General features: G+C 69.1%; 22 protein-coding genes. 11 read left to right on the top strand and 11 right to left on the bottom strand.

Features of this window, described 5'->3' with window-relative positions; translation table 11 throughout:
• The first annotated feature begins 115 nt into the window (after positions 1-115).
• Positions 116-1,063: a PfkB family carbohydrate kinase gene (locus ACQVBX_RS15225; RefSeq protein ID WP_431635136.1), complete on the top strand. Its 948-nt coding sequence runs from the start codon at positions 116-118 to the stop codon at positions 1,061-1,063.
• A gap of 102 nt (positions 1,064-1,165) precedes the next feature.
• On the opposite strand, the gene glnA is transcribed toward ACQVBX_RS15225, so the two are convergent.
• From glnA to ACQVBX_RS15205, 4 genes are all read right to left on the bottom strand, one after another.
• Positions 1,166-2,575 carry a type I glutamate--ammonia ligase gene (gene glnA, locus ACQVBX_RS15220; RefSeq protein ID WP_431635134.1) on the bottom strand — a complete coding sequence of 470 codons (1,410 nt, stop codon included), beginning with the start codon at positions 2,573-2,575 and terminating at the stop codon, positions 1,166-1,168.
• Between the two features lie 193 nt (positions 2,576-2,768).
• Positions 2,769-4,064 (bottom strand): ammonium transporter, encoded by a 1,296-nt coding sequence (locus ACQVBX_RS15215; protein ID WP_431638205.1) that lies wholly within the window; start codon positions 4,062-4,064, stop codon positions 2,769-2,771.
• Between the two features lie 80 nt (positions 4,065-4,144).
• Complete coding sequence (locus tag ACQVBX_RS15210; RefSeq protein WP_431635133.1) at positions 4,145-4,483, bottom strand: P-II family nitrogen regulator; 339 nt, start codon at positions 4,481-4,483, stop codon at positions 4,145-4,147.
• A 72-nt stretch (positions 4,484-4,555) separates the two neighbouring features.
• Positions 4,556-5,317, bottom strand: a complete 762-nt coding sequence (locus ACQVBX_RS15205; protein WP_431635131.1) for a TorF family putative porin — start codon at positions 5,315-5,317, stop codon at positions 4,556-4,558.
• A gap of 604 nt (positions 5,318-5,921) precedes the next feature.
• Here ACQVBX_RS15205 and ACQVBX_RS15200 point away from each other — a divergent pair.
• Positions 5,922-6,719 carry an undecaprenyl-diphosphate phosphatase gene (locus tag ACQVBX_RS15200; RefSeq protein ID WP_431635130.1) on the top strand — a complete coding sequence of 266 codons (798 nt, stop codon included), beginning with the start codon at positions 5,922-5,924 and terminating at the stop codon, positions 6,717-6,719.
• On the opposite strand, the gene ACQVBX_RS15195 is transcribed toward ACQVBX_RS15200, so the two are convergent.
• Complete coding sequence (locus ACQVBX_RS15195; protein ID WP_431635129.1) at positions 6,665-7,699, bottom strand: LysR family transcriptional regulator; 1,035 nt, start codon at positions 7,697-7,699, stop codon at positions 6,665-6,667. The genes ACQVBX_RS15200 and ACQVBX_RS15195 overlap by 55 nt on opposite strands.
• Before the next feature lie 146 nt (positions 7,700-7,845).
• Here ACQVBX_RS15195 and ACQVBX_RS15190 point away from each other — a divergent pair, with 146 nt between their 5' ends.
• The 3 genes from ACQVBX_RS15190 to ACQVBX_RS15180 are packed head-to-tail and all read left to right on the top strand — an operon-like array spanning position 7,846 to position 13,690.
• Positions 7,846-9,048 carry an efflux RND transporter periplasmic adaptor subunit gene (locus ACQVBX_RS15190; protein ID WP_431635128.1) on the top strand — a complete coding sequence of 401 codons (1,203 nt, stop codon included), beginning with the start codon at positions 7,846-7,848 and terminating at the stop codon, positions 9,046-9,048.
• 6 nt (positions 9,049-9,054) lie between these two features.
• The gene (locus ACQVBX_RS15185; RefSeq protein WP_431635127.1) at positions 9,055-12,258 is read left to right on the top strand and encodes an efflux RND transporter permease subunit; all 3,204 of its coding nucleotides are present in this window, start codon (positions 9,055-9,057) and stop codon (positions 12,256-12,258) included.
• Position 12,259: 1 nt separating this feature from the next.
• Complete coding sequence (locus ACQVBX_RS15180; RefSeq protein WP_431635125.1) at positions 12,260-13,690, top strand: efflux transporter outer membrane subunit; 1,431 nt, start codon at positions 12,260-12,262, stop codon at positions 13,688-13,690.
• Positions 13,691-13,727: 37 nt separating this feature from the next.
• Here ACQVBX_RS15180 and ACQVBX_RS15175 read toward each other — a convergent pair whose 3' ends face one another.
• Positions 13,728-14,219, bottom strand: coding sequence for a nuclear transport factor 2 family protein (locus tag ACQVBX_RS15175; protein WP_431635124.1), 492 nt, complete (start codon positions 14,217-14,219; stop codon positions 13,728-13,730).
• Positions 14,220-14,493: 274 nt separating this feature from the next.
• On the opposite strand from ACQVBX_RS15175, the gene ACQVBX_RS15170 reads away from it, so the two are divergent.
• From ACQVBX_RS15170 to ACQVBX_RS15145, 6 genes are all read left to right on the top strand, one after another.
• Positions 14,494-14,964 (top strand): hypothetical protein, encoded by a 471-nt coding sequence (locus ACQVBX_RS15170; RefSeq protein WP_431635123.1) that lies wholly within the window; start codon positions 14,494-14,496, stop codon positions 14,962-14,964.
• Positions 14,943-15,464 carry a hypothetical protein gene (locus ACQVBX_RS15165; protein ID WP_431635121.1) on the top strand — a complete coding sequence of 174 codons (522 nt, stop codon included), beginning with the start codon at positions 14,943-14,945 and terminating at the stop codon, positions 15,462-15,464. The genes ACQVBX_RS15170 and ACQVBX_RS15165 overlap by 22 nt, the downstream gene beginning before the upstream one ends.
• A 46-nt stretch (positions 15,465-15,510) precedes the next feature.
• Positions 15,511-16,629, top strand: a complete 1,119-nt coding sequence (locus tag ACQVBX_RS15160) for a sensor histidine kinase (RefSeq protein ID WP_431635120.1) — start codon at positions 15,511-15,513, stop codon at positions 16,627-16,629.
• Positions 16,626-17,375 carry a LytR/AlgR family response regulator transcription factor gene (locus tag ACQVBX_RS15155; RefSeq protein WP_431635119.1) on the top strand — a complete coding sequence of 250 codons (750 nt, stop codon included), beginning with the start codon at positions 16,626-16,628 and terminating at the stop codon, positions 17,373-17,375. Before ACQVBX_RS15160 ends, ACQVBX_RS15155 begins: the two co-directional genes overlap by 4 nt.
• A gap of 126 nt (positions 17,376-17,501) precedes the next feature.
• Complete coding sequence (locus tag ACQVBX_RS15150) at positions 17,502-18,494, top strand: hypothetical protein (RefSeq protein WP_431635118.1); 993 nt, start codon at positions 17,502-17,504, stop codon at positions 18,492-18,494.
• 25 nt (positions 18,495-18,519) lie between these two features.
• The gene (locus ACQVBX_RS15145) at positions 18,520-19,296 is read left to right on the top strand and encodes a hypothetical protein (RefSeq protein WP_431635117.1); all 777 of its coding nucleotides are present in this window, start codon (positions 18,520-18,522) and stop codon (positions 19,294-19,296) included.
• Here ACQVBX_RS15145 and ACQVBX_RS15140 read toward each other — a convergent pair.
• From ACQVBX_RS15140 to ACQVBX_RS15120, 5 genes are all read right to left on the bottom strand, one after another.
• Positions 19,293-20,486 (bottom strand): AI-2E family transporter, encoded by a 1,194-nt coding sequence (locus ACQVBX_RS15140; protein WP_431635116.1) that lies wholly within the window; start codon positions 20,484-20,486, stop codon positions 19,293-19,295. The genes ACQVBX_RS15145 and ACQVBX_RS15140 overlap by 4 nt on opposite strands.
• On the bottom strand, positions 20,483-20,803 hold the full coding sequence (locus tag ACQVBX_RS15135) for a hypothetical protein (RefSeq protein WP_431635115.1): 321 nt from the start codon (positions 20,801-20,803) through the stop codon (positions 20,483-20,485). The genes ACQVBX_RS15140 and ACQVBX_RS15135 overlap by 4 nt, the downstream gene beginning before the upstream one ends.
• Complete coding sequence (locus ACQVBX_RS15130) at positions 20,800-21,285, bottom strand: ABC transporter ATP-binding protein (RefSeq protein WP_431635114.1); 486 nt, start codon at positions 21,283-21,285, stop codon at positions 20,800-20,802. Before ACQVBX_RS15130 ends, ACQVBX_RS15135 begins: the two co-directional genes overlap by 4 nt.
• A gap of 30 nt (positions 21,286-21,315) precedes the next feature.
• Entirely contained in the window at positions 21,316-21,693 is a 378-nt protein-coding gene (locus tag ACQVBX_RS15125) for a DUF883 family protein (protein WP_431635113.1), read from the bottom strand.
• Positions 21,694-21,756: 63 nt separating this feature from the next.
• Complete coding sequence (locus tag ACQVBX_RS15120; RefSeq protein WP_431635112.1) at positions 21,757-21,915, bottom strand: DUF1328 domain-containing protein; 159 nt, start codon at positions 21,913-21,915, stop codon at positions 21,757-21,759.
• Positions 21,916-22,016 lie beyond the last annotated feature (101 nt).

The raw sequence follows: 22,016 nt of genomic DNA, 5'->3' as shown, positions 1-22,016 counted from the left end.
GGACGTCGATGACGTCACACCTCCCGATAGCGCCAGGCCCGAGCAGACACGGCGTCGCCCACCGGGCCGCCGCTTGGGCCACACTGTCGCGATCCCCCGTTCCGGAAGCCCGCGCATGATCGAACCCTCCCTGATCGTCTTCGGCGAGTCGCTGGTGGACGCCTTTGCCGATGGCCCGGTGCCCGGCGGTGCGCCGTTCAACGTAGCCTGTCATCTCGCCGCGCTGGGCTTGGCGCCGATGATGCTGACGCGGCTGGGCGATGACGAGGCGGGACAGGCGCTGCGGGCGGCGGCGGCGCGCAGCGGACTGTCGCTGCAGCACGCGCAGGCCGACGCACGGACCGCCCGCGTGCTGGTACATGAACGCGACGGCGGCCACGCGTTCGAGATTCCTGCGGACCAGGCGTTCGATCGCATCGATGCAGTGCAGGCGGTCGCCGCAGTGCAGACACTCGAGGCGGGCGCGCCGTGGCTGTACTTCGGCACGCTGGCGCTGCGCGCGCCGGCCTCGCGTGCAGCGTTGGCGGCGGTGCGCCAGGCCGTGCCGCATCGCGCCTTCGTCGACCTCAACTGGCGCGAGGCCGGGCCGTCGCCTGAGGCGATTCTCGAGCTGCTGCAGGACGTGCACGTACTCAAGCTCAGTGATACCGAACTGACCCAGCTGCTCCGCTGGCTCGATCTTGCACCGATGCCCGGTGTGCCCGCGCTCGATAATGCGCACGCCTCGATGGCCGCGCTGTGCGCGCGCACCGGTGCAAGCCACGTGCTGGTCAGCCACGGCGCCGAGGGCGCGGCCGCGTGGAATGCCGAGGGCCGCTGCGTGGCGCGGGCCGTCGCGCCGCCGCTGCCGCAGCTGGTGGATACGGTGGGTGCCGGCGACGCCTTCAGCGCGATGATGCTGGCCGGCCTCGCGCTGGGTCACCCACTGGCATGCATGGTCGGCCAGTCGGTGGCGTTCGCCAGCCAGAGCTGCGGCTGGCGCGGCGCCCTGCCCGCCGATGGCGCGTTGTACCTGCCGTGGCGCAAGGCGCTGGAGCAGGCCGTGGCGACGACGATTCCCTGAGGGCGCTGATGTTTCAGCGGGGGCGTGCGTGATGCGCGCTCGCGCACGAAAAAGGGGAGCCTCGCGGCTCCCCTTTTTGTTTGCAGCGGATCGGACCTGAGGTCAGATCGCGTAGTACATCTGGAACTCCAGCGGATGCGTGCTGGCGCGGTAGCGGGTGACTTCCTGCATCTTCAGCTCGATGTAGGCATCGATGAAGTCGTCGGTGAACACGCCACCGGCCTTGAGGAACTCGCGGTCCTTGTCCAGCGCTTCCAGCGCGGCGTCGAGGCTGGAGCACACCTGCGGGATGTTCTTCTCCTCTTCCGGCGGCAGGTCGTACAGATCCTTGTCCGACGGCGCGCCCGGGTCGATCTTGTTGATGATGCCGTCCAGGCCGGCCATCATCAGCGCGGTGAAGGTGAGGTAGCCCGACTGCAGCGGGTCGGGGAAGCGCACCTCGATGCGGCGGCCCTTCGGGCTCGACACATACGGGATGCGGCAGCTCGCCGAACGGTTGCGCGCCGAGTAGGCCAGCATCACCGGCGCCTCGAAGCCCGGCACCAGGCGCTTGTAGCTGTTGGTGCCCGAGTTGGCGAACGCGTTGATCGCCTTGGCGTGCTTGAAGATGCCGCCGATGTACCACAGCGCGGTCTGGCTAAGGCCGCCGTACAGGTCACCCGCGAACAGGTTCTCGCCGCCCTTCGAGAGCGACTGGTGCACGTGCATGCCGCTGCCGTTGTCGCCAACGATCGGCTTGGGCATGAAGGTGACGGTCTTGCCGTTCTGGTGGGCGACGTTCTTCACCACGTACTTCATGGTGATCAGCTCATCGGCCTTCTTCACCAGCGTGTTGAACTTCACGCCGATCTCGCACTGGCCCGCGTTGGCCACTTCGTGGTGGTGCACTTCCACCACCTGGCCGAGCGATTCGAGCACCTTGCACATGTCCGCACGCAGGTCGCCCAGCGAGTCGACCGGGCTGACCGGGAAGTAGCCACCCTTCACGCCCGGACGGTGGCCGGTGTTGTCGCCGTCGTACTTGTAGCGCGAGCTCCAGGCGGCTTCTTCGGAGCCGATCTCGTAGAACACGCGGCCCATGTCGTTCTGCCAGCGCACCGAGTCGAAGATGAAGAACTCCGGCTCCGGGCCGAAGAACGCGGTGTCGGCGATGCCGGTGGACTTCAGGAACGCCTCGCCGCGCTTGGCGATCGAGCGCGGGTCGCGGCCGTAGGCCTGCATGGTGGAGGGCTCGAGTACGTCGCAGTGGATCACCACCTGCGTGTGCGAGCTGAACGGGTCGAGGTAGGCGGTGTCCGGATCGGGCATCAGCACCATGTCCGACTCGTTGATGCCCTTCCAGCCGGAGATCGACGAGCCGTCGAACATCTTGCCGTCTTCGAAGGTGCTCTCGTCGATGGCGTGGACGGGGAAGGTGACGTGATGCTGCTTGCCCAGCATGTCGACGAAGCGGAGGTCGACGAACTCGACGTCATGCTCCTGGAACAGGTCAAGCACTTTTGCGACGGACATGGAAAAACCTCGGGTGGGATTGGCTGTTCGGTTTTAGCAAACGCCATGCCATGGCGGCAGACGGCGCCAGATGGCTTGGGACAAGGCCGGCGCGCCCTTGCCAGGGTTCGCCGGCATCATACGCGTGCAATATGGTGCATGTGATGCACCAAACTGGAGCACGCCCGGCGCCGGGACGCCGGGCGTGCCGCGCTCAGCTCTCGTAGGCGCTTTCGCCGTGCGAGGTGATGTCCAGGCCTTCGCGCTCGGCCTCGGCCGACACCCGCAGCCCAAAGACGGTCTTCACCACCAGATACACGATCACCGAGACCACGCCACTCCACACCAGCGTGATGCCCACCCCCAGCGCCTGCACGCCCAACTGCTGGGCGATGGAGCTGTTGCCGCTGCCGAAGCCGGTACCGCCGAGCGCGGGGGCGCTGAACACACCGGTGAGCAACGCCCCCAGGATGCCGCCGATGCCGTGCACGCCGAACACGTCCAGCGCATCGTCCGCGCGCAGCAGCTTCTTCAATCCGGTGACGCCCCACACGCAGGCCACGCTGGCCAGCGCGCCGATCACCAGCGAACCCATCGGGCCCACCGTGCCGCATGCCGGCGTGATCGCTACCAGCCCGGCTACCGCGCCGGAGGCGCCGCCGACCATCGAGGGCTTGCCCTTGGTCACCGCCTCCAGCAGCAGCCAGGCCAGCACCGCCGCGGCAGTGGCCAGCAAGGTGTTGATGAAGGCCAGGCCCGCGCCCGCGTTCGCCTCCAGGTTGGAGCCGGCGTTGAAGCCGAACCAGCCCACCCACAGGATCGCCGCGCCGATCATGGTGAAGGTGACGTTGTGCGGCTTCATCGACTCGCGCCCCAGGCCCAGGCGCGGCCCCACCATGTACGCGCCGACCAGGCCGGCGATACCCGCGTTGATGTGCACCACCGTGCCGCCGGCGAAATCCAGCGCGCCCTTGGCGAACAGGAAGCCGTCCGGCCCGTACCAGACCATGTGCGCGATCGGCAGGTAGGCGAAGGTGAACCACAGCGCGGTGAAGGCGAGCACGGCGCGAAAGCGCATGCGCTCGGCGAACGAGCCCACGATCAGCGCGCCGGTGATGCCGGCGAAGGTGGACTGGAACACCACGAACACGTATTCCGGCAGCGAGACGCCGGCGCTGAAGGTGGCCGCCAGGCTGTCCTTGGTGACCCCCTTGAGGAACAGCTTGTCCAGGTTGCCGATGAAGGCGTTGCCGCCGTTGAACGCCAGGCTGTAGCCGTAGATCACCCACAGCACCAGGATCATCGAGAACACCGTCATTACCTGCATCAGCACCGACAGCACGTTCTTCGAGCGCACCAGGCCACCGTAGAACAGAGCCAGACCGGGCACCGTCATCAGCAGCACCAGCAGGGTGGAGGTGAGCATCCAGGCCACGTCGCCCTTGTCGACCACCGGCGCGGCGTCGGCCGCATGCGAGGCCGACGACAGCGCCAGCAGGCACAGCAACATCAGGGTCAGCACCCAGGCGGGCAACGCGCGCGCGGGGCGGGAAAGCACGATCTCTTTCATGGAAAACCTCGCGGGCACAGTCAGAGGGCGTCGGCGTCGAATTCGCCGGTGCGGATGCGGATGACCTGGTCGACCGGGCTGACGAAAATCTTGCCGTCGCCCACGCTGCCGGTCTTGGCGGACTGCTGGATCGATTCCAGCACGCCGTCGAGCTGGTCATCCGTGACCACGACTTCCACCTTCAGCTTGGGCAGAAAGTCCACCACGTACTCCGCGCCGCGATACAGCTCGGTGTGGCCCTTCTGCCGTCCGAAGCCGCGCACCTCGCTCACCGTGATGCCGCTGACGCCCGCTGCGGCGAGCGCGTCGCGTACCTCGTCGAGCTTGTATGGCCGGATGATGCAACTGATCAATTTCATGGCTGACTCCCCCTCATGCTTGCCTCCCCGTGTGGCGCGGCGGCGCAGCGGCCACCGCGGTGCGATGTCCGATCAGAACGCCTTGGCTAACGTGAGAATGCCGGTGGCGCGCCCGACGAAATGGCCGTCGGCGTTGGTGTAGACGCTGCGCTCGGCGTTGGTGTCGTAGTAACCCAGCGACACCGAGTAGCCGTGGTCGAACGCCTTGGTGACGCCCACCTTCCAGTCGCTGTAGGAGGCGCCCGCGACGTGCCGCACTTTCTGGTGGCCGGCATGCAGGTTCAGCGTCCAGCCGGGGCTGAACTCCACGTTGTAGGAGAGATCGACATAGCCGGAGTGCTTGGAGTCGGTGAAGCCGAACAGGTTGGTGAGCGCGTGCGAGTACTTCAGGGTCACGCCCTTGTAGCCCAGCGCACCGTAGACCTCGGTGGTGTACGGCCGGGTGAAGCCCGTCGGATAGCTGCCGGGGTAGTAGTACTCGTAGATGCCGACGTCGTAGCTGACATCACCAGCGAAGCTGCCGCGGTAGCCGGTGTAGAAATCCAGCTCCACGCTGGAGGAGATGTGCGCCGCATCGGTGGACGCATCGGACAGCCAACTGATGTTGCTGCCCCACGCGCCGACGTACCAGCCGCTGGCGTGGTCGTACTCGATGCCCGGCTGCACCGCCGGTTTCCAGTTGGTCTGTGACAGGCCGCGGAACAGGTAGTCGTTGACTACCGCCACGCTGCCGACCACGGTGCTCGCTGGCGCGTCGGCCGCCATCGCCGGCGCGCCAACGGTGGCTATACCCAGCAATACGCCCCCCATCGTTCCCCACATGCCTCGCTTCATCGCTACCCCTCCCCGCCAGAGTGGACGTGATGCCGATGGACGTCTGGACGTCCATTCGCACCACGCGTGAGTCAAGCGATCACCCGCGTCGGCGATGGCGCAGCCGATCCCGGCACCGCCGCGCCGAGGGCGCGCGATGGGTAAGCAGGTGTGAAGCGGAGCGGGCCGGCCGCAGGCGACCGGCGCAGAACGGGCGACGCGCCCGGAGGCGGATCGCGGCAGAAGCCGATGCAGGGAAACGTGGCGTCACGGCGGCGCGGATGTCGCGCGCCCAGCCGGCCGGTGATCCCCCGATTAAGCGATCCGCCATGGCTCGAGGCGCGACATGGACGCTGCCTACAAAGCGCGGATCGAGCGCTTCCTGCAGTTCGATCCTGCCTCAGTGATTGTTGCGTTGCAATATGGTGACGCGCGCTTGCTTATCACCATTCGTCACAAGCGTTTTGCGATGCACCATCGTTCGTCGCGAAACGCGCGCCACGCGCGGGCGCCCTCGCAAGCCCTTGCGCGGCCCGCCGGCGGCCATCGCTTTGTCCACGCCAGCCCGTATGCTGTCGCCCCTTCCGGCGGCCGCACGGTCGCGCTCACCCAGGGTTTGCATCACGTGATCGATCTGCTCCGCGTCATCCTGCTTGGCATCATCGAAGGCATCACCGAATTCCTCCCCATCTCCAGCACCGGTCATCTGCTGATCGCGGAGAAGCTCGGCCTGGGCGCGCGCTCGGATCTGTTCAACGTGGGCATCCAGGCCGGCGCGATCCTCGCCGTCACGCTGATCTACTGGAAGCGCATCTGGCAGCTGCTCACCCAATGGCGTGATCCTGCCAACCGCGACTACCTGGCCAAGCTGGTGGTGGCGTTCCTGATCACCGCGGTGCTCGGGCTGATCGCGGTGAAGATGGGTTTCAAGCTGCCCGAGACGGTGACCCCGGTGGCGTGGGCGCTGGTGATCGGCGGCGTGTGGATGCTCGGCGCCGAGCAGCTCGCCGCGCTGCGTCCGCCGAGCAGCACGGTCACCTGGCCGGTGGCGATCCTGGTGGGCATTGCGCAGATGGTGGCGGGCATCTTCCCCGGCACCTCGCGCTCGTCGGCGACCATCTTCACCGCCCTGCTCGCCGGCACCGGCGATCGCGCCGCGGCGACCGAGTTCGCCTTCCTGGTCGGCATTCCCACCATGTACGCGGCCACCGGCTACGAGCTGCTCAAGGTGCTGCACCATGGCGGCGCGGCCCATGAGGACTGGACCGCGCTGGCGGTGGGCTTCCTGGTGTCGGCGGTGGTCGCCTTCGCGGCGGTGAAGTGGCTGCTCGGCTACATCCGCAGCCACCGCTTCACCGCCTTCTCGATCTATCGCATCGCGCTGGGCATCGCCTTGCTGGCGCTGATGCCGGCCGGCGGCTGAGCGACCGCCACCGGCGTGTCGAGCGCGTGGCGTGACGGCTCGATCGGCGCGATGACCGGAATCGACGGACGCTTCAGCACGTCCGGCTCGTTCAGCGCATCGAACAGTTCGCGCACCCAACCGATGAAGGCGCGCACGCGCGCCGACAGGTGGCGCTTCTGCGGGTAGACGATCCACACCGGCTTGCCGGTGGAGCGCACATCCGTCATCACCAGCTGCAGCATGCCCTTGCTCAACAGGCACGAGGCCAGCAGGTGCGGCGCCTGGGTGATGCCCAGCCCCTCGCTCACCGCCTGGATCACCGATTCGCCGTCGTTGATCAGCAGGTGCGCGTCCACATCCACCTCGATCTGCCCGCCGGGCACGTCGAACTGCCACTGCCGCGGCTTGCCGTTGGGGTAGACGTAGTTGATGCAGCGATGCTGCTTGAGGTCATCGATGCTGGTGGGGGCGCCGTGGCGTTCGAGGTATTCCGGCGAGGCGAGCACCACGTTGCGCAGGTAACCGATCTTGTGCGCGATGTGGCTGGAATCCTCCAGCTGGCCGACGCGGATGGCGCAGTCGATGCCTTCACCGTTGAGGTCACCGGGCTGGTCGCTCATCAGCAGCTCCAGGCGGATGCCTGGGTAGCGCTTCTCGAACTCGGCCAGGCGCGGAATCAGCGCGGCGCGCCCCACCCCCAGCGACAACCCCACGCGCAGTTTGCCGACCGGTTCGCGGCTGGCTTCGCCCAGCGCCTCGGTGGCCTCGTTGAGATCGGCCAGGATCTCCTTGCAGCGGGCGTGGAAGGCGGCGCCGTCCTCGGTCAGCCGCAGCGAGCGGGTAGAGCGGAACAGCAGGCGCGCGCCGAGGCGAGATTCCAGTCGGGACACCGCCCGGCTGACCCCCGAAGGTGTCATGCCCAGCTGCACGGCGGCGGCGGCGAAGCTGTTCGCCTCCACCACGCGAACGAAGACGGAAATGGCGGAAAGGTCTTCCATAGCGGCGTCCCTCAGGCGATTGGTGACTGCCAGTCACGATGGCATTGCACAAAAAGGCGGTTTTCTATACCGGCCAGTATACCTATTCTCCCGGGCCTCGCCGAACGCCCCCCGGTTCGGCGCACGTTGCTCCAGGGAGCCTTGTCATGCAGAAACGCTGGATTTTCATTGCCCTCGCCGTGGCGCTCGCCGCCGGCAGCTGGGTTGTTCTCGACCATCACGGCGGCAGCCAGGCGCAGGCCGCGCCGCCGCCGCCCACCGTCACCGTGGCGCAGACGCTGGTGCGTCCGGTCAGCGACGCGGCCCAGTTCACCGGCCACCTGCAGGCGGTCGATACGGTGCAGGTGCATCCGCGGGTCAGCGGCTACGTCGACTCGGTGCAGTTCAAGGAAGGCGCGCTGGTGCACAAGGGCCAGCTGCTGTTCCGCATCGATCCGCGTCCCTACCAGGCCGAGGTCGACCGGCTGCAGGCGAACCTGGCGCAGGCCCGCGCCGAGGCGAAGCTGGCCCAGGCCAACGCCGAGCGAGGCGCGCGGCTGGTGGCCCAGCACGCGATCTCGCGCGAAGAGGCCGACCGCCTCGACACCGCCGCCGCCAGCGCCCGCTCGCAGATCGCCGCCACCGCCGCCGCACTGGAATCGGCGCAGCTCAACCGCGGCTTCACCGAGGTGCGCGCGCCGATCGACGGCCGCGTCGGCAATGCGCTGATCACCGCTGGCAACCTGGTCACGCCGACCGACGTGCTGACCAGCGTGGTCAGCGTGAATCCCGTGTACGCCTATTTCGATGTGGACGAGCACAGCTACCTCGACCTCGATCGCCTGCGCCGCGAGCACCACACCGTGCCGAAGGTGACGATGGCGCTGGCCGACGAATCGGGCTTTCCGCACCGTGGCAGCATCGACTTCGTCGACAACCAGCTCAGCACCGGCAGCGGCACGATCCGCCTGCGCGCGGTGTTCGACAACGCCGACGGCCGCTACACGCCGGGCCTGTACGTGCGCCTGCAGTTGCGAACCGACAGCACCACCCCGCGCGCGCTGATCGACGACCGCGCGGTCGGCACTGATCTGGGCAACAAGTTCGTCTACGTGCTCGACAAGGACCAGAAGGTCGCCTACCGCAAGGTCACCACCGGCCCGCTGCTGGACGGCCTGCGGGTGATCGAGGACGGCCTCGACGCCAGCGACGTGGTGGTGGTGAACGGCCTGCAGCACGTGCGGCCGGGCATGCAGGTGAACCCCACGCGCGTGGCGATGGAAACCCGCAGCCTTGATCCGGATACCCAACTCGCCCACGGCGGTGGCAACCCCCGCCAGGGCCAGGCGCTGACCAGCGCCCAGGACTAAACGCTCATGAAACTTGCGCAATATTTCGTGGATCGACCGATCCTCGCCGGCGTGTTGTCGGTGCTGATCCTGATCGCCGGCGCGATCTCGCTGTTCCAGCTGCCGATCGGCGAGTACCCGGAAGTGGTGCCGCCGACCGTGGTGGTGCGCGCCAGCTATCCGGGCGCCAACCCCAAGGTGATCGCCGAGACCGTGGCCACGCCGCTGGAGACCCAGATCAACGGCGTCGAGGGCATGCTCTACACCGCCTCGCAGGCCACCAGCGACGGCGCCATGACGCTGACCGTGACCTTCGCGCTGGGTACCAACCTGGATGACGCTCAGGTGCAGGTGCAGAACCGCGTGGCGCAGGCGCTGCCGCGCCTGCCCGAAGAGGTGCAGCGACTCGGCGTGACCACCCAGAAGAGCTCGCCCGACCTCACCATGGTGGTGCACCTGATCTCGCCCGATCAGCGCTACGACATGCTGTACCTGTCCAACTACGCGCGGCTGCACATCAAGGATCAGCTCGCCCGCCTCGACGGCGTCGGCGACGTGCAGGTGTTCGGCGCCGGCGAGTACAGCATGCGCGTGTGGATGAATCCGGACCGCATGGCGCAGCGCGGCCTGACCACCGGCGACGTCGCCCGCGCGATCCGCGAGCAGAACGTCGAGGTGGCCGCCGGTGCGCTGAATGCGCCGCCCGGCCGCGGCAACGCCGCGTTCCAGCTCAACATCAACACGCGTGGCCGGCTGATCACCGAGGACGACTTCCTCAACATCGTGGTGCGCACTGACAAGAACGGTGCGGTGACCCATCTGCGCGACGTGGCGCGGGTCGAGCTCGGTTCCAACAACTACGCGCTGCGCAGCCTGCTGGACAACAAGCCGGCGGTGGCGCTGCCGATCTTCGCCCGCCCCGGCTCCAACGCGATCCAGATCTCCAACGAAGTCCGCACGCTGATGAAGGAGCTCAAGCAGGACTTCCCGCAGGGCGTCGACTACCGCATCGTCTACGACCCGACCGTGTTCGTGCGCGGCTCGATCGAGGCGGTGGTGCACACGCTGTTCGAGGCGATCGCGCTGGTGGTGCTGGTGGTGATCCTGTTCCTGCAGACCTGGCGCGCCTCGATCATCCCGCTGGTGGCGGTGCCGGTATCGCTGGTGGGCACGTTCGCGGTGATGCACATCGCCGGCTTCTCGCTCAACGCGTTGAGCCTGTTCGGGCTGGTGCTGGCGATCGGCATCGTGGTGGACGACGCGATCGTGGTGGTGGAGAACGTCGAGCGGCACATCGAGCACGGCATGACGCCGCGCGATGCCACTCGCCAGGCGATGAAGGAAGTGACCGGGCCGATCGTGGCAACGGCGCTGGTGCTGTGCGCGGTGTTCGTGCCGGCGGCGTTCATCAGCGGCCTCACCGGCGAGTTCTATCGCCAGTTCGCGCTCACCATCGCGATCTCCACGGTGATCTCGGCGTTCAACTCGCTGACCCTGAGCCCGGCGCTCTCGGCGCTGCTGCTCAAGGACCGCAACGCGCCGAAGGACAAGCTCAGCCTGGCCATCGACCGCGGCTTCGGCTGGCTGTTCCGCCCGTTCAACCGCTTCTTCGTACGCAGCGCGGACGGCTACGTGGGCGGCGTGAAGCGCGTGCTGGGCAAGGGCTCGATCGCGCTGCTGGTCTACGGCGGCCTGGTGCTGCTGGGCCTGTTCGGCTTCGCCAAGGTGCCGACCGGCTTCGTGCCGCCGCAGGACAAGCAGTACCTGGTGTCGTTCGCGCAGTTGCCGGACGCCGCCTCGCTGGATCGCTCCGAAGACGTGATCCGCCGCATGAGCGACATCGCGCTGAAGCAGCCCGGCGTGGAGAACGCGGTGGCGTTCCCGGGCCTGTCGATCAACGGTTTCACCAACTCGACCAACTCCGGCATCGTGTTCGTGACGCTCAAGCCGTTCGAGGAACGGCGTGATCCGTCGCTGTCGGCCGGGGCGATCGCCGGCGCGCTGAACCAGAAGTTCGCCGCGATCCAGGACGCCTACATCGCGATCTTCCCACCGCCGCCGGTGCAGGGGCTGGGCACGATCGGCGGCTTCCGCCTGCAGGTGGAAGACCGCAGCGACCAGGGCTACCAGGAGCTGTACAAGCAGACGCAGAACCTGATCGCGGCGAGCCAGAAGGAGCCGGCACTGGCCGGGCTGTTCTCCAGCTACCAGGTGAGCGTGCCGCAGATCGACGCCGAGGTGGATCGCGAGAAGGCCAAGGCCGAAGGCGTGGATCTGGCCGACGTCTACCAGACCATGCAGGCGTATCTGGGCTCGCTGTACGTGAACGACTTCAACCGCTTCGGGCGCACCTACCAGGTGAACCTGTCGGCCGAGCCGGGCTTCCGTCGCGAACCGCAGGACATCACCCAGTTGAAGACCCGCAACGCCGCCGGCCAGATGGTGCCGCTGGGCTCGTTCGTCACGGTCAGCCAGACCGTCGGCCCCGAGCGGGTGATGCACTACAACGGCTATCCCACCGCCGAGATCAACGGCGGCCCTGCGCCGGGCTACAGCTCGGGCCAGGCGCAGGCGGCGATCGAGAAGCTGGCGCACGCTACGCTGCCCAACGGCATGACGTTCGAGTGGACCGAGCTGACCTATCAGCAGATCCTCGCCGGCAACACCGCGGTGCTGGTGTTCCCGCTGTGCGTGCTGCTGGTGTTCCTGGTGCTGGCCTCGCTGTACGAGAGCGTGACGCTGCCGCTGGCGGTGATCCTGATCGTGCCGATGGTGCTGTTGTCCGCGATCGCCGGCGTGTGGCTCAGCGGTGGCGACAACAACATCTTCACCCAGATCGGCCTGATCGTGCTGGTGGGCCTGGCGTGCAAGAACGCGATCCTGATCGTCGAGTTCGCTCGCGAAGCGCAGATCCTGGAAGGCATGGACCGCGTGCAGGCGGTGCTGGAAGCGGCGCGGCTGCGACTGCGCCCGATCCTGATGACCTCGTTCGCGTTCATCATGGGCGTGGTGCCGCTGGTGCTGTCGCACGGCGCCGGCGCGGAGATGCGTCACGCGATGGGCGTGGCGGTGTTCTCCGGCATGCTCGGCGTCACCTTCTTCGGGCTGGCCTTCACCCCGCTGTTCTACGTGTTGATCCGCGGCTGGAGCGAGCGCAGCGCCGCGCGTCGCGCCGCCCGCCAGGCCGCCCGTGCCGCGCAGCTGCCGGCGCCGGCTTTCGAGGAGCATTGAGATGAATCACCTGATCCGATGGAGCGCACTCGCCAGCGCCCTGCTGCTGGCCGGCTGCATCAGCGTGGGGCCGGATTACCACCGCCCCACCGAGAAACCGGTGACGCTGCAGGGCGTCGATACGGCGCAGCAGTCCGACGCGGCCTTTCAGGCGGCGTGGTGGAAGCAGTTCAACGACCCCACGCTGGATGCGCTGATTGCCCGCGCGGCGAAGAACAGCCCGGACCTGAAGATCGCCGTGGCTCGCCTCAACGAGTCGCGCGCGTTGCTGGGCACCGCCCGGTCGCAGCAGTGGCCGGACATCGACACCGTGGCCGCCTATAGCCGCAGCCGCGAACAGACGCCCGGCTTCAGCGATCAGCGCAGCACGGTCACCAGCTACCAGGCCGGCTTCGACGCCAGCTGGGAGCTGGACCTGTTCGGCGGCGTGCGGCGCTCGGTGGAAGCCGCGCGTGCCGACAGCGAAGCCGGTGAGGCCGCGCTGCAGGACGTGCAGGTGAGCCTGTTCGCCGAGGTGGCGCGCTACTACTTCGACCTGCGTGGCACCCAGCTGCGCCAGGACGTGGCGCGCCGCGACATCGCCAACCAGCAGGCCTCGCTGAAGGTGATCGCAGCGCGCGCCGAGGTCGGTACCGGCTCGGACCAGGACGTCGCCAGCGCCCGCGCCCGCCTCGCCGGCGTGCAGGCGCAGCTGCCGCTGCTGGAAACGCAGGCGCAGGCCAACCAGTTCCACCTCGCCGTGCTGCTGGGCGAGCGCCCGGGCGAACTCGGCGTGGACCTGTCGGCGCGCAGCTTCACGCCGATCGACGTGTCGCTGCCGATCGGCCACGCCGACGACGTGCTGGCGCGGCGGCCGGACATCCGCGTCGCCGAGCGTGAGCTGGCCGCGGCCAACGCGCGCATCGGCGTGGCCAAGGCGGACTGGTTCCCGCACGTGTCGCTGGGCGGCTTCGTTGGCTTCCTGGCCGGGCGCAGCAACGACTTCGGCAGCCCGGCGACGCGCGCCTGGTCGATCGCCCCCAGCATCAGCTGGTCGGGCCTCAACGTGCAGCGCGTGCGCTCCGGCGTGAAGGCCAGCGAAGCCCGCGCCGATGCCGCCCGCGCCAACTACCAGCGCACCGTGCTGCGCGCCCTGGAAGACGTGGACAACGCGCTGGTCGGCTTCAACCAGCAACGCGAGCGCGTGCAGCACCTGGTCACCCAGGCCGACCAGAGCCGCCGAGCGGCCGCGCTGGCCAAGGCCCGCTACGACGCTGGCGCCGCCGACTACCTGGAGCTGCTGGACGCCGAGCGCACCCAGCTCGCCGCCGAAGACCAGCTGGCGGCCGCCGAAGCCGGCGTGAACCTGCAGGCGATCGCGCTGTACAAGGCGCTCGGCGGCGGCTGGCAGGCCTGCGGCGACGCCCAGTGCAGCGCGGTGGCCGCACGCTGAGCAGGAAAAGACCGGGCGGCGCGCGTCGCCCGGTCCATCACTTCGTGGTGATGGCGCTGTGCTGGGAGTACAGCGCACGCCAATGGCCATCGACGTAGACGAAGATGTCCGAGGAACGCACCACCTCCGGCCCCGCATTGGCGGCATCGCCGGCGTCGAACGAGAGCACCGCGGTGTCGCCCTGGATCACCACGGACGGGTGCGAGGGATGCGCCTTGCGCCAGACCTCGACCTCGTGTCGCATGGTGTCCGAATCGCGGTTCTTCGCCGCGCTCGCCAGGATCGCCGCACGCGGATGCACCGAGCGGTCCGCGCTCACCGAGCGGTAGTCCGGCAGCAACAGCTGGGCGAGATAGGCGGTGTCGCCGCCCACTTCCGCCTGTAGCCAGTGCTCGTCGGTGGCGATCACGGCCGCCGCGTCGTGCGCCGTCTCGTCCACGCCCGGCGAGGCCGCCAGCGCGCCGTGGCCGATCGCCGACAGCGCCACGAAGCACGCCGCACTCCAGATCACCCGTTGCCTGTTCCGCATGTCCTGCTCCCGTTCCGCGGCCGATCGCCGCCACGGCAGGCTGCAGCCGCTTGCACGGACGTGCCACGCGAAGCGGACGAGCACGACCCGCGGCGTGACCGACGTGTACCGGCGCGTGACGAGCGGCCGGGTGCCGCGGCTTTCCCACCGGCATCGGGGCGGACGCCGCTCGTCCCCTGCCCTGCGCCGGTCGTCACGGCGTTGGCGACAGCGCGGCGACACGCTGCCAGGGTGGCCGCACTTCCACCCTGCCGCGCCGGCCGAGGAGTGTCCGATGCACCACGCCGCCCTGTACGCCCTGTTGCTGAGTGCCGCCCTGTCGGGCCGAGTGCTGGCAACCGCGGACGCGCCCGCCGTGACCGGCCGTGCACCCACCGTGTTCGCTCCCGGCGCGATCGCCGGCGATGCCGACGACGGCGCCGCGGCGTTCACGTCGGACGGCGACACCGTGGTGTTCATGCGCGGCACCGACAGCTTCAGCTTGATGGAGTCGCATCGCGTGCATGGGCGATGGTCCACGCCGGTGCCGGCGGCGTTCTCCGGCCGCTGGCGCGATCTGGATCCGGCGATGGCGCCGGACGGTTCCTACCTGCTGTTCGTCTCCAATCGGCCGGAGAGGCCGGGTCAGGGGCCGATCGATGCCGTGCTCGGCAAGCAGCGTCATACCGGCGCCGGCATGAACCTGTGGCGGGTGGATCGCCACGGCGACCGCTGGGCACGCTGGTGCGCCTGCCGGACACGGTGAATGCCTGCTCGACCACGTTCGCGCCGAGCGTCGCCAGCGACGGCAGCGTCTACTACATCGGCTGCGATCCGACCGACGGCACGCTGCGCCTGCTGTATGCCTGGGTCCGCGACGGTCATTACCTCGCGCCGATCCGCGTGGCGATCGGCGGCGACCGCTTCGTCATCCGCGACCCCGCCATCGCGCCGGACCGGAGCTTTCTGGTGGTCAGCATGAAACCGGTCGGCAGCCGGCAGCCGTACCGGCTGGCAATCAGCTTTCACTCCGAAGCAGGCTGGAGCCTGCCGCAGGATCTCGGCGATGCGGTCAACGGCGGCAAGCACAGCATGGGGGCGCAGCTAGGACCGGACCATCGCACGCTGACCTTCTACAGCGACCGCCGCCTGGCGCCGCCGGACCCGCGCGCGGATGCGGCGTGGAACAACGGCGACGACCACATTTGGCAGGTGTCGCTGGCGCCCTGGCTCGACGCCCATGCGCGGCGCAAGCACGCACATTGAGCGTCCGGCACATTCCTCCCGCCGCGGACGGCGGCACACTGCCGCCATGAATGCCGCCACCGACACCTCCGTCCCGCGCAGCGAGCACGCGCGGCCCAGCACGGCCCGCAGCTGGGCGACGGCGTTCGCGTTCTGGACGCTGCTGACGCTGTCCTACGGGCTGGCCGGCGGGCTGTCCTCGCTCAGCGAAGGGCGTCCTCCGGCGTGGCCGCGCGCGTTCGGCTGGAACGCCACGGACTTCTACCTGTGGATGCTGCTCACGCCGCTGATCGGCCGGCTCGGTCGCGCCACGGCGGCGGGTGGCTGGAAGCGCCTGCTGGCCGTGCACGTGCCGGCCAGCCTCGCCATCACGCTGGGGCAGACGCTGCTGCAGCTGGCGGCGTTCTGGCTCGCGTTCGGGCCCGGCCACATGCCGACGCAGACGCTCGGCGGTTTCGTCACGATGCAGTTCGCCTACAAGTTCCAGCAGGGGCTGGTGTGCTACTGGGTGATCCTGGCGGTGCTGCGCGGCATGGAATCGCGCCGCCGCCTGCGCGACGAGCGCCTGCGCAGCGCGGCGCTGGAAACCCAGCTGGTGCAGTCGCAGCTGCAGGCGCTGCGCATGCAGCTGCAGCCGCACTTCCTGTTCAACACGCTCAACGCGATCTCGGCGCTGGCGCTGTCCGATCCGGCGCAGGCACGGCTGATGATCGCGCGGCTGGCCGACTTCCTGCGCCTGACGCTGGAAGAGCGTCACGCACAACAGGTGCCGCTGACGCGCGAGCTACAGTTCCTGGAGTGTTACCTGGCAATCCAGCAGGTGCGCTTTCAGGACCGCCTGGGCGTGCGTTGGGAGGTGCACGCGGACACCCACGACGCGGCGGTGCCGCACCTGATCCTGCAGCCGCTGGTGGAGAACGCGCTGCGCCACGGCCTGCTGGCCAAGGCCGACTACGGCCGCCTACGCATCGCCGCGCAGCGCGTGGGCGACGAGCTGCATCTGTCGGTGGACGACGACGGCCTCGGCCTGCCGCCCGATGGTGCCCGCGAGGGCATCGGCCTGGGCAACACGCGGGCGCGTCTGCGCATGCTGTTCGGCGACGCCACCCGGCTCGAGCTGCGGCCCCGACCGGGCGGCGGTACCTGCGCCGAAGTGCGCCTGCCGTTCGTGACGGGGGCCGCATGAGCGCCGCACGTCTGCGCGCGCTGCTGGTGGACGACGAGATCCTCGCCCGGCTTGCCGTGCGCCAGGCGCTGGCTGTGCACGACGACGTGGAGATCGTCGGCGAATGCGGCAACGCGGCCGAAGCGATGCAGGCGGTGCAGGCGCTGCGGCCGGACCTGCTGTTCCTGGACATCCAGATGCCCGGCCTGGACGGCTTCGGCTTGCTGGAACACCTGGCGGACCGGCACGCACCGATGGTGGTGTTCACCACCGCGTTCGCCGAGCACGCGCTGCAGGCGTTCGATGCCGAGGCACTGGATTACCTGCTCAAGCCGTTCGACCAGGCGCGCTTCGACCAGGCGCTGGCGCGGGTGCGACACCACTGGCAGGGTTTGCGCTCGGGCGTGACGTCAGCGGCCGACAGCGGCGCAGAGCACGCGCAGCGCATCAGCGTGCGGCGCGGCGAGCACCTGTGCGTGATCGCCACGGCCGACATCGACTGGATCGGCGCGGACGGCAACTACGTGCACATCCACGCAGGCGGCACGCGTTACCTGCATCGCGAGCCATTGCAGCACCTGCTGGGCCGGCTCGACCCGGCGCGCTTCCTGCGCATCCACCGCGGCGTGGCGGTGAACGTGGAGCGCGTGGCCGAGGTGCATCCGCTGTTCCAGGGCAATGCCGAGGTGGTGCTGCGCGACGGTACGCGGCTCGGGCTGAGCCGGCGCTTCCGCGCTGCGGCGGCCGCAGCGCTGGGGCTGGGCTGACGCCCGCGCGCCGGCGACGACCGTTCGTCACACGGCAGCCACCGCCCATCCCGCAAGCGATGCGATGAAGGCGGGCGCGCTGCAGGCTGTGTGTCGGGCGATCCCGCCTGTCGATCGCGAGCCACCATGTCCTTCACCTCTTCGCGCCTTGCTGCCCTCGCCGCCTCCTTGCTGCTGACCGCCGCCGTCCACGCCGCCGAATCGCACACCGGCGAACTGGTCGGCCCCGGCACGATCTCCACCGGTCTGCAGGAGACCTCGGTCGCGCTGACGCCGGACGGCGACACGCTGTATTTCATGCGCTCGGACTTCAGCGAGTCGGACGACACCCTCCTGGTTTCGCATCGACGCGGCGGGCACTGGAGCGCGCCGGAAGTCGCGCCGTTCTCCGGCCGCTGGCACGACTCCGAGCCGACCTTGTCGCCGGACGGGCAGCGGCTGTACTTCGTCTCCAACCGCCCACCGCACGCGGGCGGCGCACCGGTGACCGCATCGATGGGCGGCCACAGCTTCGCCGGTACCAACCTCTGGTACGTGGCCCGCCAGGCCGATGGCCGCTGGGGCGAACCGGTGCACGTGGACGGCGCGCTCAACGACGGCGCGATGATCTACAACCCCTCGGTCGCGGCGAACGGCGACATCTACCTCTCGGCGCATCGCGCGGATTCCGGCGCGGCCTATCAGATCTACGTGGTGCATCCACGCAAGGACGGCTATTCGGCGCCCGAGCGCCAGGAGCTTGGCGAGCCTGCGCGCAACCGGATGGATCCGGCGATCGATCCGCGTGGCCGCTTCCTCATCTATGCCGGCGACGAAGGCGATTCGCTGGGCCGGGCCGATCTCTACATCGCGTTCCGCCAGCGCGACGGTCGCTGGGGCAAGCCCGAGCGCCTGCCGGGTGAAGTCAACAGCAGCGCGCTGGAGAACGCGCCCTCGCTCGGCCCGCACTTCGGCGAGCTGTACGTCGCCAGCAACCGGCGCGATCCGGTGAGCTTCCCCAAGCCGGGCGACGACATGGCCTCGCTGCAGCGTCGGCTGCAAAGCCCGCTCAACGGCTCGCGCAACCTGTGGCGCTTCGACATCGCCGACGTGCTGCGCGCGCACGGTATCGAACGCTGATTTCCCCACGCCCCGGAGGCTTACCGTGCACCTGAAAAGCATCCTGTCCCTGCTCGCCTTGACGCTGCCGGCGGCGGCGTCCGCCCACGCGGCGAGCGCGCTGACCCCCACGTTCGCGCGCGGCACGCGCTTCGGCGCGATGTTCTCGCGCACCACCGACGTGCGCGTGTCCGGCTTCGACGAGGCCGTGCGACGCGTCAGCGGCACGGCGGTGTATGCCGTCACTGAGGTGTCCGCCGCGCGGCCGCGCCTGCGTATCGACTACCGCTACGACGGCCGGCCGCCGGGTAGCGGCATGGTGGAGTTCCACGACGCTGGTGCCACCAGCTGTTTCAATGGCGCCTGCACGCCGAACACCGATGCCAGCGGGCTGACCTATAACCCGCGCCTGTGGGGCACGCCGCCGGGCGCGCTGCGTGTCGGTCAACGCTGGACGGTGGATATCGCCGACCCCTGGGAACTGGGCCCGAGCGGGCGACAGATCGTGACCGTGACCGCCTACGACCCGCTCAGCCGCACCGTCACGTTGCAACGGGAAGGCGCCGGCCGCGGCGCCTGGCTCGGCCAGCCGGGAACACTCGCGCTCGCCCGCGATGGCAAGACCCAGGCGCTGACCTATCAGCCCGGGCGCACGCGCTGGTACGGCGTGACGACGTTCCGCGACGGCCTCGTGCTCAGCGACGAGCTGATGAGCGAGCGCAGCGTGCTGGTCGAGTTGCCGAACGGAAAGCGGGTGAGCGGCGTGGAGCGCCAGTACATCCTGCTCGATGCCACCCCGGTGCGCCGGTCCATGTCCGGCTAGCGCTGCACCATCAGCGCGAACCAGCCCCAGCCACGCACGCGCTCGGCGATCAGCTTGGCGCTGGTGAGCATGGGCACCGCCAGCAGCGCGCCGGGAATGCCCCACAGGAAACCCCACAGCAGCAGCCAGATCAGGATCGCCACCGGGCTCACGCGCATGCGCCGCCCCAAAATCATCGGCGTGATCATGTTGCCTTCCACCACAGTGATGCAGGCGAACAGCACCGCCGGCAGCACCGCCTGGCCGAGCTCGCGGAAATTCATCAGGCCGACCAGCAGCAAAATGGTGGTGGTGGTGATCGCGCCCACGTAGGGAATGAAGTTGGCGATCATCGCAATGCTGCCCCACAGCAGCGGATCGGGCACGTGCAGCAGCCACAGCATGCCGGCGGTGATGGTGCCCAGCGTTATGTTGATCAGCGCGGTGGTGAGGATGTAGTGCGACACCTCGGTCTGGATGCTGCGCACGATCGCCACGGCGTGCTTCTTGTGACGGAAGTTCGGCACGATCTCCACCAGCCGGCGCAGCAGATCGTCACCGTAGATCAGGAAGAAGAACACCAGCAGCACCACCGTGAGCACCGCGGCCAGCACCTTCGGCGCGGCGGCGAGCACGTCCCACGCGGTGATCGCCACCGCCGCCTGACGCGGTGGCTGCACCCGCACCGCGGCCTGGCCGCCGACCAGGCTCTGGGTGGCGCGGCTGGCCGCCTCCAGCGGCTGGGTGATGCCCTTGAGCTTGGGCACAAAGTTGCGCAGCGCCGTGGGCGCGTCGTGGAACCAGCCCAGCGCCGGTTGCGCCAGCGCGGCAGTGCCCGCACCGATGCCGCCCATCAGCGCCAGCATCAGCACGCTGGCGCTGAACCAGCGCGGCAGGCGCAGGCGCGTGCCCATCGCCACGATCGGGTTAAGCGCCACGCCCAGGAATGCCGCCAGCACCAGCGGAATCAGCATCACTTTGATCAGGGTGATGGTGTACAGCACCGCCAGCAGCAGCAGCGCGCTGAGCACCAGGCGGATCGCCTTGATGTGGCGACGCACGCCGCGCGCGGTACGCAGGCCACGGCGGCGCGGTGTCGGCTCGACCGTCAGCACTGACGAAGGCGGCGCGATCGAAGGGGATGACGCGGCGGGGGCGGGCGCCTCGTCGGCGTCCGCCGCCGGAGCAGGCAGCGGGTCGAGCGTGCTCATGGGGCGTCCGCAGTCTCCGGCGGTGGTTGGCCCGTCAGCCCGGCGAACAGCCCGCTGTCCAAGGCCAGGCGCACCCCGTAGCCGACCAGCTCAAGCATGCCGCCGCCGAGCAGCCCGCTCACGCCCGGCACGCGCAACGGATGGAAGTCCATCTGCGCCATTGCCAATCCTGCGCCGGCGGCCACGCCCACGCTGGTCAGCGGATAGCGACGCACCCGGCCCACCAGCGCTGTGGCCGGCACGCCCACGCCGGCGCGCGCAGCGCGAACCTCGGCCTGGGCGAGGCGGACCTGGGCAAGCTGGCGGGTGATCTTCATGGCGAAGCGTTCCGGTTCGGGTCGGCCGCCTCGGCGGAGGCCGGGTCGTCGATGCGGCGAGCGCTATCGGCGACATCGCGCATCATCGCACCGAACTCGCCGCGCGTCGCCGGCAGACTGAGCCAATGCAGGCCACGGCGGAACAGCCCGATCGCCACCGCCAGCAGCACTCCCTGCAACAGCGCCAGCACCGCCAGCGACCACAGCCAGGAGCCGAACCACTTGGCCAGCGCCACGCCAATCAGCGCCAGCACGGTGAGGCCGAAGCCCACGCCCACCACGGTGGCCGCCAGCGCCGCGGCGAACAGCAGCGTCACCGCGCCACGCGCCAGCGACAGCTCGGCGCGGAACAGGCGCCACTGGGCGCCGAAAAGATGCTTCAGCGCGCGGCCGAGCAGGCGCAGTTCGTCCAGCAGACGCGAGGACGCGGCGCCCGCAGCCGCCGCGTCCTCTGCCGGCTGCGCGCGCGGCGTCTCATCCATGCGACGTGCCCCCGTTCAGCCGGATAGGCCTCAACGGCGCAGCAGCCGACCGAGCAGCCAGCCGGCACCCAGCGCGATGGCGACGGATTGCAGCGGCTTCTCGCGCACGTAGTCGCGCGCCTGGTCCATCCAGTCTTCGGCGCGATCGACCGCCTGGTCGTAGGCCTCGCGCCCACGCTCGCTGTATTCGGCCGCTTTCTCGGTGGCCCGGGTGGCAGCCCCGGCGGCCTTGTCGGTGGCGTGGTGGAGCCCTTCCTCGACGCGGTCGGCGGCGCGATCGACCGCCTCCTTGGTGCCGGCCACGGCGTGCGAGGTGGCCTGTTTGACGCGCTCGGCGCCCTCTTCGATGCGATCGGCGGCGGTGCGGTCGACGGGCGAATTGCTGGCGATCTCGACAGACTTGGTCATCTCGATACTCCACAGGATCAATGGGGCGGGACACGAACCGGCCGTACGCGGCCGGCGGGGAAGCTACTTGGCGGCGCGACGGAAGAACGCGATGACCGCGAGCACCAGGAAGACCACGAACAGGACCTTCGCGATACCCGCCGCGGTGCCGGCGATGCCGCCAAAACCGAACACGGCGGCAATGATGGCAATGACCAGGAAAACCAGAGCGTAATGCAGCATGGCGGCATCCTCGTGGGGGAACGGTGGAACCGGCCGGGGGGAGACCGGCGCCCATTCATTCACCCACAGGGTGCGCCTTGCCGACGTGAAGAGCCGCCCCG

This window comes from Dyella thailandensis (assembly GCF_050749815.1).
Taxonomy (GTDB): domain Bacteria; phylum Pseudomonadota; class Gammaproteobacteria; order Xanthomonadales; family Rhodanobacteraceae; genus Dyella_A.
The sequence above is the reverse complement of the archived record's forward strand: the minus strand, read 5'-3'. Positions and strand labels throughout refer to the sequence as shown.

Coding starts and splice junctions, on each gene's coding strand:
- ACQVBX_RS15225 (WP_431635136.1), top strand. CDS start 116: ATGATCGAACCCTCCCTGATCGTCTTCGGCGAGTCGCTGGTGGACGCC.
- glnA (WP_431635134.1), bottom strand. CDS start 2,575: ATGTCCGTCGCAAAAGTGCTTGACCTGTTCCAGGAGCATGACGTCGAG.
- ACQVBX_RS15215 (WP_431638205.1), bottom strand. CDS start 4,064: ATGTTGCTGTGCCTGCTGGCGCTGTCGTCGGCCTCGCATGCGGCCGAC.
- ACQVBX_RS15210 (WP_431635133.1), bottom strand. CDS start 4,483: ATGAAATTGATCAGTTGCATCATCCGGCCATACAAGCTCGACGAGGTA.
- ACQVBX_RS15205 (WP_431635131.1), bottom strand. CDS start 5,317: ATGAAGCGAGGCATGTGGGGAACGATGGGGGGCGTATTGCTGGGTATA.
- ACQVBX_RS15195 (WP_431635129.1), bottom strand. CDS start 7,699: ATGGAAGACCTTTCCGCCATTTCCGTCTTCGTTCGCGTGGTGGAGGCG.
- ACQVBX_RS15190 (WP_431635128.1), top strand. CDS start 7,846: ATGCAGAAACGCTGGATTTTCATTGCCCTCGCCGTGGCGCTCGCCGCC.
- ACQVBX_RS15185 (WP_431635127.1), top strand. CDS start 9,055: ATGAAACTTGCGCAATATTTCGTGGATCGACCGATCCTCGCCGGCGTG.
- ACQVBX_RS15180 (WP_431635125.1), top strand. CDS start 12,260: ATGAATCACCTGATCCGATGGAGCGCACTCGCCAGCGCCCTGCTGCTG.
- ACQVBX_RS15175 (WP_431635124.1), bottom strand. CDS start 14,219: ATGCGGAACAGGCAACGGGTGATCTGGAGTGCGGCGTGCTTCGTGGCG.
- ACQVBX_RS15170 (WP_431635123.1), top strand. CDS start 14,494: ATGCACCACGCCGCCCTGTACGCCCTGTTGCTGAGTGCCGCCCTGTCG.
- ACQVBX_RS15160 (WP_431635120.1), top strand. CDS start 15,511: ATGAATGCCGCCACCGACACCTCCGTCCCGCGCAGCGAGCACGCGCGG.
- ACQVBX_RS15155 (WP_431635119.1), top strand. CDS start 16,626: ATGAGCGCCGCACGTCTGCGCGCGCTGCTGGTGGACGACGAGATCCTC.
- ACQVBX_RS15150 (WP_431635118.1), top strand. CDS start 17,502: ATGTCCTTCACCTCTTCGCGCCTTGCTGCCCTCGCCGCCTCCTTGCTG.
- ACQVBX_RS15140 (WP_431635116.1), bottom strand. CDS start 20,486: ATGAGCACGCTCGACCCGCTGCCTGCTCCGGCGGCGGACGCCGACGAG.
- ACQVBX_RS15135 (WP_431635115.1), bottom strand. CDS start 20,803: ATGAAGATCACCCGCCAGCTTGCCCAGGTCCGCCTCGCCCAGGCCGAG.
- ACQVBX_RS15130 (WP_431635114.1), bottom strand. CDS start 21,285: ATGGATGAGACGCCGCGCGCGCAGCCGGCAGAGGACGCGGCGGCTGCG.
- ACQVBX_RS15125 (WP_431635113.1), bottom strand. CDS start 21,693: ATGACCAAGTCTGTCGAGATCGCCAGCAATTCGCCCGTCGACCGCACC.
- ACQVBX_RS15120 (WP_431635112.1), bottom strand. CDS start 21,915: ATGCTGCATTACGCTCTGGTTTTCCTGGTCATTGCCATCATTGCCGCC.